Annotated in this window: 12 protein-coding genes; 4 read left to right on the forward strand and 8 right to left on the reverse strand. The window is 63.5% G+C overall.

Going from position 1 to position 11,920, the window contains the following annotated elements; all coding sequences use genetic code 11:
- Positions 1–2: 2 nt before the first annotated feature.
- The 4 genes from DOM54_RS10880 to DOM54_RS10895 all read right to left on the reverse strand — a co-directional run bounded on the left by DOM54_RS10880 (position 3) and on the right by DOM54_RS10895 (position 3,531).
- Positions 3–557 carry a phosphatase PAP2 family protein gene (locus DOM54_RS10880; protein ID WP_110716330.1) on the reverse strand — a complete coding sequence of 185 codons (555 nt, stop codon included), beginning with the start codon at positions 555–557 and terminating at the stop codon, positions 3–5.
- On the reverse strand, positions 526–1,683 hold the full coding sequence (locus DOM54_RS10885) for a glycosyltransferase family 4 protein (protein WP_110716331.1): 1,158 nt from the start codon (positions 1,681–1,683) through the stop codon (positions 526–528). Before DOM54_RS10885 ends, DOM54_RS10880 begins: the two co-directional genes overlap by 32 nt.
- Positions 1,684–1,822: 139 nt before the next feature.
- Positions 1,823–2,656: a murein hydrolase activator EnvC family protein gene (locus tag DOM54_RS10890; protein WP_240613863.1), complete on the reverse strand. Its 834-nt coding sequence runs from the start codon at positions 2,654–2,656 to the stop codon at positions 1,823–1,825.
- Positions 2,656–3,531, reverse strand: coding sequence for an acyltransferase (locus DOM54_RS10895; RefSeq protein WP_110716333.1), 876 nt, complete (start codon positions 3,529–3,531; stop codon positions 2,656–2,658). The genes DOM54_RS10890 and DOM54_RS10895 overlap by 1 nt, the downstream gene beginning before the upstream one ends.
- Before the next feature lie 414 nt (positions 3,532–3,945).
- On the opposite strand from DOM54_RS10895, the gene DOM54_RS10900 reads away from it, so the two are divergent.
- Entirely contained in the window at positions 3,946–5,262 is a 1,317-nt protein-coding gene (locus tag DOM54_RS10900; RefSeq protein ID WP_110716334.1) for an MFS transporter, read from the forward strand.
- A 106-nt stretch (positions 5,263–5,368) separates the two neighbouring features.
- Here the strand turns inward: DOM54_RS10900 and DOM54_RS10905 are convergent, their stop codons facing one another.
- The 4 genes from DOM54_RS10905 to DOM54_RS10920 all read right to left on the reverse strand — a co-directional run bounded on the left by DOM54_RS10905 (position 5,369) and on the right by DOM54_RS10920 (position 8,592).
- Positions 5,369–5,638, reverse strand: coding sequence for a GrxA family glutaredoxin (locus DOM54_RS10905; RefSeq protein WP_110599582.1), 270 nt, complete (start codon positions 5,636–5,638; stop codon positions 5,369–5,371).
- A 127-nt stretch (positions 5,639–5,765) separates the two neighbouring features.
- Positions 5,766–6,587 carry an inositol monophosphatase family protein gene (locus tag DOM54_RS10910; protein ID WP_240613864.1) on the reverse strand — a complete coding sequence of 274 codons (822 nt, stop codon included), beginning with the start codon at positions 6,585–6,587 and terminating at the stop codon, positions 5,766–5,768.
- A gap of 154 nt (positions 6,588–6,741) precedes the next feature.
- Positions 6,742–7,278 (reverse strand): response regulator transcription factor, encoded by a 537-nt coding sequence (locus DOM54_RS10915; RefSeq protein ID WP_110716335.1) that lies wholly within the window; start codon positions 7,276–7,278, stop codon positions 6,742–6,744.
- A 42-nt stretch (positions 7,279–7,320) separates the two neighbouring features.
- On the reverse strand, positions 7,321–8,592 hold the full coding sequence (locus DOM54_RS10920) for an ATP-binding protein (protein ID WP_110716666.1): 1,272 nt from the start codon (positions 8,590–8,592) through the stop codon (positions 7,321–7,323).
- A 302-nt stretch (positions 8,593–8,894) separates the two neighbouring features.
- Here DOM54_RS10920 and DOM54_RS10925 point away from each other — a divergent pair, with 302 nt between their 5' ends.
- The 3 genes from DOM54_RS10925 (at position 8,895) to DOM54_RS10935 (ending at position 11,905) form a co-directional block, all read left to right on the forward strand.
- Complete coding sequence (locus DOM54_RS10925) at positions 8,895–10,484, forward strand: peptide chain release factor 3 (RefSeq protein WP_110716336.1); 1,590 nt, start codon at positions 8,895–8,897, stop codon at positions 10,482–10,484.
- 146 nt (positions 10,485–10,630) lie between these two features.
- Positions 10,631–11,128 carry a large conductance mechanosensitive channel protein MscL gene (gene mscL, locus DOM54_RS10930; protein ID WP_110716337.1) on the forward strand — a complete coding sequence of 166 codons (498 nt, stop codon included), beginning with the start codon at positions 10,631–10,633 and terminating at the stop codon, positions 11,126–11,128.
- Positions 11,129–11,131: 3 nt separating this feature from the next.
- On the forward strand, positions 11,132–11,905 hold the full coding sequence (locus DOM54_RS10935; RefSeq protein ID WP_110716338.1) for a TatD family hydrolase: 774 nt from the start codon (positions 11,132–11,134) through the stop codon (positions 11,903–11,905).
- Positions 11,906–11,920 lie beyond the last annotated feature (15 nt).

Below are 11,920 nucleotides of genomic sequence, written 5' to 3' on the forward strand. Positions count from 1 at the left end.
CTTCAATTCCAGACCATCAGCGCCAGCAGGCCGCTGCACCAGGCGAGGCCGGCCCCGATCAGCGCCCCCACGATCACGTCAGTGACGTAGTGAAGTCCCAGTATCACTCGAGAGATGGCGATCAGGCCGGCAAGTGGCAAGACCACGGGTAGCAGTTGCGGGCTGCTGGCAGCGGTCAGGCTGGTGAACATGACCGCGTGCAAGGTATGGCCGCTGGGAAAGCTATAGCGATCGACGGGCGGCATGGTGCAGCGGATCGTGGTGAAGGTGATATAGGGTCGCTCGCGACACAGGCGGGTCTTCAGCAGCCGGTAGAGCAGGGCGGCGACGCTGGCCGTCAGGCCCCATTGAACCGCGAGCCACCAGCCCTGATGGCCTTGGAGCACTGGCTGCAACAGAGCCAGGCACACCCAGGCCGGCCAGTCTCCCAATCGGCTGACGCAGCGGAAGAGCCAGAGTGTCGGGGCGTGGCGAGAAAGCTCCGCCAGACGGTGGCTGAGCCGGCTCTCGAGGCGATCCAGTCGCTCAAACGTGAGACGTTGAGTGCGTGGCGGCATGTTGGGTCCCCTGAACTTGAATCAACTGCGCAAGAAAGCGATCACCAATGCGGCTCCAGCTCAGGCTCGAGACACGCTGGTGAGCCTGGCGGCCCAGTCGAGCGTAGATTGCAGGTTGTCGGCATAGCTCGCTGGCAGCGTGGATGAAGCCCTGGCCATCTGCCGGCGGCACCAGCCGGCCATCGACGTTGTCGGTGATCAATTCTCCTGCCGCCGCGTGATCGAAGGCGACCACGGCCAGGCCGGAGGCCATGGCCTCCGGGACGACATTACCGAATGTCTCCGACAGCGAGGGAAAGATGAACATGTCCGCACTGGCATAGTGCCGTGCCAGCGATTCGCCCGTCTTGAAACCCGTGAATATGGCTTCCGGCAGGCGTCTGGCGATCGTTTTGCGTGCCGGCCCGTCTCCAACCAGTACTTGTACCAGCGCGGGATTGACGCGCTGCATCGCTGACATCGTGTCGGCCAGAAGGTCGATATTCTTCTCGCTGGCGAGTCGTCCAACGTAGAGCGCCACCGGCTGGTGCGGACCGGCTCCCCACTGGCGCCTCAGCTCGACGTCCCGACGCGAGGGGCGGTAGCGTTGGGCATCGACGCCCCGGGCGAGTACCGAGACCCGTCGGTACCCGCTATTCTCGAGCATTTGCTGTTGTGCCGCGGTGGGTACCAGGGTCGCCTCGCAGCGATTGTGGAAATACCGGAGTCCCCGGCGAGCGATCGGTATGCTCCAGCCAAGATGATAGTTACTGGCATACTGGTCGAAGTTGGTGTGAAAGCCGCTGACCACTGGAATCCGAAGGTGTCGAGCCGCATTCAACGCTGACCAGCCGAGGGGGCCCTCGGTCGCGATGTAGATGGCGTCCGGGCGCTCCTGTCGCCAGAGTCGAATCAGCCGGCGGCGGCATGGCAAGCCGATGTGCACGTCGGCATAGATGGGAAGGGCGATTCCCCTGACGTGAATGTCCCGTTCGGCCAGGGCGTCGCGCTCACTATTCACCGGGCTGGGACGAATCAATTGAAGCAGGACTCCCTTGGATGCCAGATGGCTGGCGAGCTGGCTCAGGGTATGAGCCACGCCGTTCACCTCCGGCGCCCAGGTTTCACTGACCAGGGCTACACGCATCTTTACCACTCCTTCCACGCCAGCGAGTCTCTCCAGCAGTCCAGCCCGATCGCCAACCGTGTCCGAACCGGTCTCCGATACTGCGGGCTGCCGATGACGCCAATGCGTCACGGTGATGACGAATTCATGACACCGTTGATTAGCGTAGCACGCGCGCGGGATCCACAGGCTTGCCGCCATGGCGGAGGTCGAAAAGCAGGTGATAGCGGTTGCTGCCGCTCTCCTTTCCGATCTCACACAGCGGGCCGCCGGCGGATACCGATTGTCCCTCCGACACCATCAACTTGTCGCAGAACGCATAGACGCTCTGCATATTGTCGGCGTGGTGAAGGATGACGACCTGGCCCAATTGGCGCATGCCGCTGGCGAATCTGACCTTGCCCGAGGTGGTTGCCTTGGCCGTGGCAGGCGAGGATGTCGACAGCATCATTGGCTGCAGCGTGCCGTGGGCATCCCGTCCGAACCGGCGCTCGATGGTGTAGTTCTCCAGGGGCCAGCGCCAGCCGCTTGCCGACGAGGGGAGCGGGCCGGGGTCGGGTAGCGATCGGGAGGCCGCCGGCGCTGGGGATGATGGCCGGCGGCCCGTCGAGCCGCCGGCCAGGGGTACCTGGATCAACTGGCCGACGGCCAGCTGCGAGGGATCGATGCCCGTATTCGCGGCTTGGACACGCTGCGGATTGGCGCCGAAGTATCGCGCGATCGAATAGAGGGAGTCTCCTCGTCTCACCTGGTAGCGGTAGGGGCCGCCGCCAGGCGCACGCTCCTGTCGCGAGGGCAGCAGCAGACGCTGGCCGACCGCAAGGCGGCGCGAATCCACGCCCGGGTTGAAGCGCTGGAGCCGGAGCAGCGGTATGCCAGCCTGGTTCGCGATCTTGCCCAGCGTGTCGCCACGCTGCACCGTCACCCAGCCACCGCCATCGGCGATGCGTGCCTGGCCGCCGCCCCCGCTCGCGCAGCCCGCGAGCAAGAGCATCAGTCCCAGGAGTAGGAGGAGAGCGCCGCGTCTTTTTCCTGCCACAGTGCATTCAACCATGTGTAGAAACGTTCCTTGTATTGGGCATCGTCGTAGCCCCCGTCCAGCATCCACTGCGGCCTGTCGAGACATCTCGCGACTATCGCGACGTCGGCCTCGCGCCCGCACAGGAAGTCCCAGAAGTTGGGTGTGCCCCGACGGTAGTGCAGGGTGACGTCGATGATACCGTCCAGGCGCGGTCCCAGCAGCCCGATCACCTGTGCGACGCCGCCGGCCTTGGGTCGCAGAAGATGGCGGTAGGGGCTCTTCTGAAGGCGCTGCTTCTCGGGTCTGCAGCGAGTCCCCTCGACAAAGTTGTAGATCGTCATCGGCATCTCGCGGGCATGATCGCACATGCGCCGGGTCGCCTGGCGGTCCCGCTCGGCGAGCTTGGGATTCCGAGCCAGCTTCTCGCGGGTGTAGCGACGCATGAACGGGAACTCCAGGGCCCACCAGGCCAGTCCGACGATCGGCACCAGGATGAGCTCTCGCTTGAGAAAGAATTTTGGCATCGAGAGGCGACCCGTCAGCACGTAGAGCAGGGCGATGATATCGGTCCAGCTCTGGTGATTGGCCATGACCAGCCACCACCGGCGTGGAGAGAGCGAGTCGGGGAGGTCGGCGTGGATCGTGGGGCGAATCCAGCGACGAATCCAGACATTGTTGGTTTTTACCCAGGCGAGGGCGATCCAGTGGAGACCGCCGAGCACCCCAAGGCGCCAGCGCCGGGTGGGGGTGACCAGTTTCAGTATCGTCAGCGCCACCAGAGGCATACCCCAGAAGAGCGTATTGAGGACCAGCAGCAGGACGCTGACACACCCTTTCAGGGTCGACATGCCATTCTCCATCAATGACTTGGCTCGATGTTACTGGAATGTCGCCAGGCTGCACAGCGCTTCGGCGGGGATCCCGACGCCACATGACGGTCGAGGCGAACCCCGCGACGGAATCTCGAGAAGGTTGAGATCCATCATTGCCGAAAAACTAACCAATCTAAGACCGGTGTCGGTAGGGTCGGCAGCCATCGCCATCGGTCACCGGAAATGCACAGTGTTATCCACAGAAGATGTGAATAATTCGTGTCGGCCCCCGGTAATGCTGGCTGGACGAGTGGTCTCGGCAAGAGCCGCTTCGAGTTGATAGACTGCCGCCGCCGTTGCCTTCTGCTCTCGAAATTCGGCGCTCTTCGACTCGAGTCGATGCCCATGCGTCGGGTTTCACCTATTGCCGTCGAACCATGGAGAACCTCGTTGCGTTCACTACCCGCGACCCTGCCGATCCTATTCCTGTGTGAAATCAGCTTCCTGCTGGGGCACGGACTGATCATGACGCTGCTCGGTGTGCGCATGTCGCTGGAGGCGTTTCCTTCCCAGATGGCGGGTCTGCTCATGTCCTGCTTCTCGCTGGGCTTCGTCGCGGGCAGCTACTGGCTGGAAAAGCGCATACGCAGCGTCGGCCACATCCGCGTGTTCGCTGCCTGCGCTGCGCTACTGGCAGCGACGGCGATGCTCCATGGACTCTGGGTCAATCCCTGGGCATGGCTGGTCTGGCGGCTGTTTGGCGGCGCGGCGACCGCGGGGCTGCTGATGGTAATGGAATCCTGGGTTTCGGGAGAGTCCACCAACGAGAACCGGGGGCGGGTACTGGGCTGGTATCTGGTGATCTCGACGCTCTCCCTGGCGGGCGGCCAGTGGATGCTCAACATGGCGGATCCGGCCACTTTCGTGCTGTTTTCGGTGGCCGGTGTCCTGTTCGCGCTATCGCTGGTGCCGCTCTCGATCCATCGTATCCAGGGGCCGTTGCGCAGCAGTCACGACGTGTCCGCCAAGATTTCGCTGCGTACCTTGCTGGCTCGGGCGCCGGTCGGGCTGGTGGGGGCTTTCGTGGCGGGGCTCATGGTCCAGGCCTTCTTCGCGATGACCCCCTACTATGGCCAGGAGATCGGCCTCACGACCGCCCAGACCGCGAAATTCATGTCGATCACCACGCTGGTGGCGCTCATCGCGCAGTGGACGCTGGGAAGGGTCTCTGATCGCTTCGACCGCCGCAAGGTCATCTTGTGCATGGCGCTGGTGATGACGATATCCGGCGTGCTGATCGTGTTTGCCGCAAGATCGAGTTACTGGTTGCTGGTCTTCGTCGCGAGCTTCCACACCGCGATGCTGCACACCCTTTACTCGTTGAGCCTGGCCCACACCCATGACTGGCTCGAGCCCGAAGAGACCATCCAGGCCAATGCGAAAGTCCTGATGTGTTATGGCGTGGGCTCCATCGTCGGGCCGTTCAGTGCGTCGCTACTGATGCATAGCGTGGGGCCGGATGGCCTCTGGCTGTTCCTCGGCGCGGCCGCGCTGGGTCTGGCGTTGTTCATCGCCTACCGATTGTGGCGACGCGAGCCGGTCAAGGCGCCGGAAGAGCAGGAGCCGTACACGCCGCTGGTACCGATGGTGGAATCGACGCATTACATCAACGAGCTGGACCCGCGGTATGGCCCCCACCAGTACGAGTTGAATCTGGAAGGGGAGCTGGAAGACGCACAGGAAGAGTCCGAACTGCAGCCGGCATGAGCTTGCAGGGTCGCCGCAGGCGCGTGCCTTTCGCGAGCCGAATCGGCAAAAGCCGGCGAATGCCGGCTTCTGAAGTGTCTGTCGTGGCGTCGGGCGCCGTTTCCCGTCAGGCGTTTTCGGGCATCAGCGCCTTGTCCCGCACGTACTGGTCGAACTCGGTGAAGCCGCCGATGTGGGTCTGGTCGACGAAGATCTGCGGCACGGTCTCTACCGGCTTGCCGATGGTCTTTTCCATGTCGGCTTTGGTGATGCCTTCCGCATGGATATCGATGTAGCGGAAATCGAAATCGTCTCGCGCTTCCTTCAGTTTTTCCGACAGCTCCTTGGCGCGAACACAGAAAGGGCAGCCGGGACGGCCGAAAATAACAGTCAGCATCGTATGTCTCCTGTTGCTGGGAAAGGCAATTGGATGGGTGTAAGGCCTGGAAAAAGATGGGGGTTATTCTTTCGTATTAAACCCGCTCGGCCCAATAGAGTCTCTCTACGTTCATCATTGCAAGCCGCTATGGTTCGAGACGTCGTCCGGCGTCGGCATCCCGCAGCAGATCCCCCAGCGCCCGATGGATGCCCGGCGCCGTGACCAGCAGGTTTTCGCCGTAGAGTTCCACCGGTAGATTCCGGGGGCATTCGTAGAGGTGGCTCGTCTTCGCGCCGGCTTCGCGGGCGATCAGCAGTCCGGCGGCGAAATCCCAGGGCGAGACGCTTTCATAGTAGGCATCGAGCTGGCCGCAGCCGACATGACAGAGGTCCAGCGCGGCGGAGCCGTTGCGGCGCACGTCGCGGCAGGCTTGCAGGACATGGTTCAAGCGCTTGACCAGTGGACCACGTTTGTCGCGAGCGTAGGGAAAGCCTGTCCCGATCAGGCTTCTCTCGAGGGTTTCCGACTGGCTGCACGCCATCGGTTCGCCATTGAGGTGGGCGCCCTGATCACGCACGGCGGTGAAGGTCTCACCGAGAAACGGGGCGTGAACCACGCCGAGTTGGACCTCGCCGTTGAACGCCAGGGCGATCGACACGGCGACATGGGCGTGGCCATAGGCGAAATTGACGGTACCGTCGATGGGATCCACGACCCACAGCGGGCCGTCCTGTTCGAGTTGGCTGCGGTCCGGGGTCAGCTCCTCGGTCAATCGTGCCTCTCCCGGAAACAGAGCCTCCAGCTCGCCGGCGATCATGCGATCGACAGCGACGTCGATTTCGGTCACCAACTCGTCACCACCCTTGTACTGGTGGGAGAAGTTTTGCTTCCGGCGAGCCTGGACGATCATGTCGCCGGCCTGTCGGGCGATACGGATCACCGAGTCGAGGCGTTGGGGGTGGTCCACATTGAACTCCTGTCGGGGAAATGGCGTGATCCCGGCGATCGATGGAGTCGCCGGGACGAACGGAAAACCTGTCTGCATGGCGGCGGCGACCGGACCCATACGGTGAGCCCGGTCGGCGCAGCGCGATGCCGGGGTGACGGCGGGCCGCGACGTGTTAGTGGCGTACCGGGCGCTTCTGGAGTTTACGCTGCAGGGTCCGTCGATGCATGCCCAGGGCCCGGGCTGTTGCGGAGATATTGCCATCGTGTTCATGCAGCACTTTCTGGATGTGCTCCCAGGTGACCCGGTTCACCGAGGGGGGATTATCGGCGATTTCCACGTCGACGTCGCCGCTCTCGCGCTCGAGCGACTGCAGAATCTCATCAGCGTCGGCTGGCTTGCACAGGTAATTGACGGCACCGAGTTTCATCGCTTCCACGGCGGTGGCGATGCTCGAGTAGCCCGTCAGCACCACGACGCGACACGCGGGCGCCACTTCCAGCAGTGCCGGGAGCAGCTTCAGGCCGGAGTCCGACTCCAGCTTCAGATCGAGCGTCGCCAGCGCGGGTGGAGCCTCCTTCGCTGCCGCCAGGGCCTGGTCATGAGTATGGGCGACGACCACATCGTAGCCCCGGCGCCGCATGGCGCGCTCCATGACGAAACAGAGTTGTTCGTCGTCGTCGACGATCAGTAGACGTTCCGGATCGCTCATCGGTGGTTCTCCTTGGCGAATGATTGACGATCGACAGCAGCGCTACACGCTCTCGCCGACCTTGATGCGGGGGAGCTTGACCTCCGTCAGGGTGCCGCCTTCCTCGTGGTTGTAGAGGCTCACGCCGCCGCCGAACCGGTTGACGGTGGCGTGGGTCAGGAACAGCCCGATTCCCATGCCCTTGCTCTTGGTCGAGATGAAAGTGTCGCCCAGCTGGTCGGCGATCGACATCGGCACGCCCGGGCCACAGTCGCGGATGTCGATGACTACCTCGTCGGTGTTCCAGTCGAGGCTGGTGACGACGGCGTCGGGGCTGGCATCGGCGGCGTTATTGAGCAGGTTGATCATCGCCTGCTCCAGCGTGGCGTCAACGGCGATGGTCGGTTGACCGCGCTTGCCGAGTACTTCCAGGCGGTGATTGACGTCGGGGCGCAGCACCAGCCAGCGCTGGATCAGGTTCTGGAGCCAGGGGGTGGCGCGAAGCGTCTCGGGCTTCTCCAGGCGCCGTCGGTCCGCATTGGCGACGAGGGTCTGCAGGCGCTGCTTGCAGGTATCGACCTGATGGCGCAGCAGGTCGATATCCTCCACCAGCGATGGCTGGTCGCTGGCTTCGTGGCGCATCTCCTTGAGTAGAACCGCCATCGTCGATAGTGGCGTGCCGAGCTCATGCGCCGTGCCGGCAGCCTGGGTCGCCACGGCCAGAATCTGCTCGTTGCGCAGCGCCGCCTCGCGAGTGCGCGACAGGGTCAGGTCGCGTCGACGCAGGGTATGCGCCATCTTGAAGATGAAGAAGGTCAACAGGCTGCCGGACAGGATGAAGTTCAGCCACATGCCCAGGGTATGCAACTGGACGCCAAAGACGACCGTGCTGTTGGTCAACTGCGGGACCGGCTCATAGACCAGCATCATGGTGGTGTAACTGGCGGTGGCCGCTATCGCGATGACCCAGGCGTAGGACCACGGCAGGGTGGCGGCGGCGATCCCCAGCGGTACCAGCAGGTAGGTGATGAAGGGATTGCTCGAGCCCCCGGTGTAGTAGAACAGCAGACTCAGGCCAGCGATGTCGACCAACCAGTGCAGCAGGTATTCGGTATCGGTGACCGCGCGGGGCCGGCCCAGCCGCCACCAGGTCGCCACGTTGAACAGGCCCATGGCCACGATGACGCTGATGACCGGAAGAACATGCAACTGGAACCCCAGCACCTCGATGCCGAAGATGATCGCGGCGAGGAAACCGGTCCAGGTGATACCGCGGACGATCGTCAGGCGAACCAGGTTGCGGTTCGGCGTCGAGAGCGGAAGCGGTTGCAGCATGGTCTCTCCGGGATCGAGTCGGGTGACGGCGTCGAGGTTGCCAGCAGCGACGATGGGCCGGCTCGGCAGCGCCGCCAGCGTCGTCGACATATTAACGCAATGCCGGGAAGCGGCGTGAGCCCGGACACGGCTGGCGGGATGGCAAGGGCAGTGTCCATTTGTCGCAGGGCCGGCGGGCGGCGTCTGGCAGGCCAGGCGGCTACAACTCTGCGGGATCAGCGCGTACAATCGCCGCCATCTTCGATTCCCCGCGACCTCCCGGCCATGCCGTACGAGCGTCGCCCCAGTCAGTGAAGCCTTTCATGTCCGATGCTCAGCTCGCCCAGGAAGCGGCCCTACGCCGCACCTTCGCCATCATCAGTCACCCCGACGCGGGGAAGACGACGATTACCGAGAAAATGTTGCTGTTCGGCAACGCCATTCAACTGGCCGGCTCGGTCAAAAGCAAGCGGGCGGAGCGCCACGCCACCTCCGACTGGATGAAGATGGAGCAGGAGCGCGGCATTTCCGTCACCACCTCGGTGATGCAGTTCCCCTATAACGGGCGCATCGTCAATCTGCTCGACACCCCCGGGCACGAGGATTTTTCCGAGGACACCTATCGCACCCTGACCGCGGTGGATTCGGCGCTGATGGTCATCGATGCGGCCAAGGGTGTCGAGGACCGTACCATCAAGCTGATGGAGGTCTGTCGGCTGCGTACCACGCCAATCCTGACCTTCATCAACAAGATGGATCGCGAGACCCGGGATCCCATCGAGGTGATGGACGAGATCGAGACGGTCCTCAACATCGCCTGTGCGCCAATGACCTGGCCGATCGGCATGGGCCGGCAGTTCAAGGGGGTCTATCACCTCTACGACGACATTATCCATCTCTATACCCAGGGCCAGGGTAACCGGATCCCGGAAGACAAGCGCATCGAAGGGCTGGACAGTGCCGAGGTCGACCGGGTACTGGGCGAGAGCGCGGCGGAAGAGCTGCGGATGGAGGTCGAACTGGTGCGAGGCGCGTCCCATCCGTTCGATCTGGAAGCCTACCGTCGCGGCGAGCTGTCGCCGGTCTACTTTGGCACGGCGATGGGTAATTTCGGTGTCCGGGAAATGCTCAACGGATTCGTCGAGTTCGCACCGACGCCCCAGGTGCGGGAGACCGATACGCGGGAAGTGGTCGCCGAAGATGGCCGCTTCTCCGGCTTCGTGTTCAAGATTCAGGCCAACATGGATCCCAAGCACCGGGACCGGGTGGCGTTTCTGCGAATCTGTTCCGGCAAGTACGAACGCAACATGAAGATGCGTCACGTCCGGATCGGCAAGGAGGTCAAGATCGCCGATGCGCTGACCTTCATGGCCTCCGACCGTGCCCATGTCGAGGAGGCGTGGCCCGGCGACATCATCGGTCTGCACAATCACGGCACGATCCAGATCGGCGACACTTTCACCGCCGGCGAGGACATGCGCTTCCTCGGCATTCCGCACTTCGCGCCGGAGCTGTTCCGCCGGGTGCGGTTGCGCGATCCCCTGAAGATGAAGGCGCTGCAGAAGGGGCTTCAGCAGCTCTCGGAGGAGGGCGCGACCCAGGTCTTCCTGCCGCTGGACAACAACGACCTGATCGTCGGTGCGGTCGGTACGCTGCAGTTCGATGTCGTCGCGCATCGGCTCAAGGAGGAGTACAAGGTCGACTGCCTCTACGAACCCGTCAACGTCAACACGGCTCGCTGGGTCTACTGTCCGGACGCAAAGAAACTCGACGAGTTCAAGCGCAAGGGTAGCGCCAATCTGGCGCTGGATGGCGGAGACTACCTGACTTACCTGGCACCGACCCGGGTCAATCTCCAGATGACCCAGGAGCGCTGGCCGGAGATCGAGTTCCGGGCCACCCGCGAGCACTGAGATACGGCCGTTTTGGCACTGCCCGGGCGAGGCGATTTCATCTTGCCGCTCCCGGGCGGTTGGGCCATGCTGACTAGCGTCGCGGCCCTGTGGACAGCGGCCCCCCTCACAAGCGTCGTGCGATCGACCAGAAAAGGAGAATGTCGATGGCTTCCAAATTCCTGAAGGAGTTCCGAGAGTTTGCCGTCAAGGGCAATGTCGTCGATATGGCGGTGGGTATCATCATTGGCGGTGCGTTCACGCTGATCGTGCAGAGCCTGGTCAAGAACGTGATGAACCCGATCCTGGGGCTGCTGATCGGCGGCGTCGACTTTGCCAACTTCTTCATCGTGCTCAAGGAAGGCGGGACGGCGGGGCCCTATGCCTCGCTCGCCGCAGCCCAGGAAGCCGGCGCCGTCACCCTTGACTACGGTCTGTTTCTCAACGCTGTGATCAGCTTCATCATCGTGGCCTTCGTGGTGTTTCTGCTGGTGCGCAGCATCAACCGGATGAAGCGCGAGGAGGCCGTTGCTCCCAAGGCGCCGACGGACAAGGCCTGCCCCCACTGCTTCATGACGATTCCGGTCAAGGCGACCAAATGTGGCCACTGTACCGCCGACCTGCCGGTGTCGGACGTCGAGCCGCAAGGAACGGCCGCGACCTGAGTCATGCTGTTCGACGCCCACTGTCACCTCGATTTCGACAGTTTCGACGCCGATCGCCAAGCCGTTTTCGAACGTGCCCACGCGGTCGGCGTCTCGCGTTTCATGGTGCCGGGCACGACGCGTGATCGCTGGCGGGCGGTGTTGAACCTGGGGAAGCGCGCCGACGTGGTCGTGGCGCTCGGGCTGCACCCCTATTTCGTGGCTCAGCACGCTGCCACTGATCTCGAGGCGCTGGAGGAGGTCGTGGCGCGTGGCGATCGACTCGTCGGCATCGGCGAGTGCGGGATCGACGCCAGATTCGAGGCGACGCTGGAGCATCAATGGGAGCTGTTCGAAGCGCAGCTGCAACTGGCGAAGCGGTATCGACTCCCGGTCATCGTCCACTGCGTCCACGCCGATGATCAAGTGGCCAAGCGGCTGAAGCAGCTCGATCTTCCGGCGCGCGGATTGATTCACGCCTTCGGTGGCAGCCCGGAACAGGCCAGGCGTTTCGTGGATCTCGGCTACCGGCTCGGGCTCGGCGGCGGCGTCACCTACGATCGCGCCAAGCGCTTGCATCGGGCGGTAAGGGCGATACCCGACGACGGCTTCGTGCTCGAGACCGATAGCCCCGACATGCCGTTGGCCGGGCGTCAGGGGCAGCGCAACGAGCCCGCCCATCTCGACGAGATTCTGGCCCGTGTCGCGCTGCTGCGGAGCCAGGATCGAGACTGGGTCGCCGCCAACGCCTGGGACAATACCCACCGGATCTTCCGGCTTGAGGCGGCGTCGCCCTGAGTGGGCGCTGTCGTC

This window comes from Salinicola acroporae (assembly GCF_003206615.1).
Taxonomy (GTDB): Bacteria; Pseudomonadota; Gammaproteobacteria; order Pseudomonadales; family Halomonadaceae; genus Salinicola; species Salinicola acroporae.

Bases quoted from the DNA above. Each gene is read 5' to 3' on its own strand.
- DOM54_RS10880 (WP_110716330.1), bottom strand. From the start codon at position 557: ATGCCGCCACGCACTCAACGTCTCACGTTTGAGCGACTGGATCGCCTC.
- DOM54_RS10920 (WP_110716666.1), bottom strand. From the start codon at position 8,592: ATGCTGCAACCGCTTCCGCTCTCGACGCCGAACCGCAACCTGGTTCGC.
- mscL (WP_110716337.1), top strand. From the start codon at position 10,631: ATGGCTTCCAAATTCCTGAAGGAGTTCCGAGAGTTTGCCGTCAAGGGC.
- DOM54_RS10905 (WP_110599582.1), bottom strand. From the start codon at position 5,638: ATGCTGACTGTTATTTTCGGCCGTCCCGGCTGCCCTTTCTGTGTTCGC.
- DOM54_RS10895 (WP_110716333.1), bottom strand. From the start codon at position 3,531: ATGTCGACCCTGAAAGGGTGTGTCAGCGTCCTGCTGCTGGTCCTCAAT.
- DOM54_RS10935 (WP_110716338.1), top strand. From the start codon at position 11,132: ATGCTGTTCGACGCCCACTGTCACCTCGATTTCGACAGTTTCGACGCC.
- DOM54_RS10925 (WP_110716336.1), top strand. From the start codon at position 8,895: ATGTCCGATGCTCAGCTCGCCCAGGAAGCGGCCCTACGCCGCACCTTC.
- DOM54_RS10915 (WP_110716335.1), bottom strand. From the start codon at position 7,278: ATGAGCGATCCGGAACGTCTACTGATCGTCGACGACGACGAACAACTC.
- DOM54_RS10890 (WP_240613863.1), bottom strand. From the start codon at position 2,656: ATGCTCTTGCTCGCGGGCTGCGCGAGCGGGGGCGGCGGCCAGGCACGC.
- DOM54_RS10885 (WP_110716331.1), bottom strand. From the start codon at position 1,683: ATGCGTGTAGCCCTGGTCAGTGAAACCTGGGCGCCGGAGGTGAACGGC.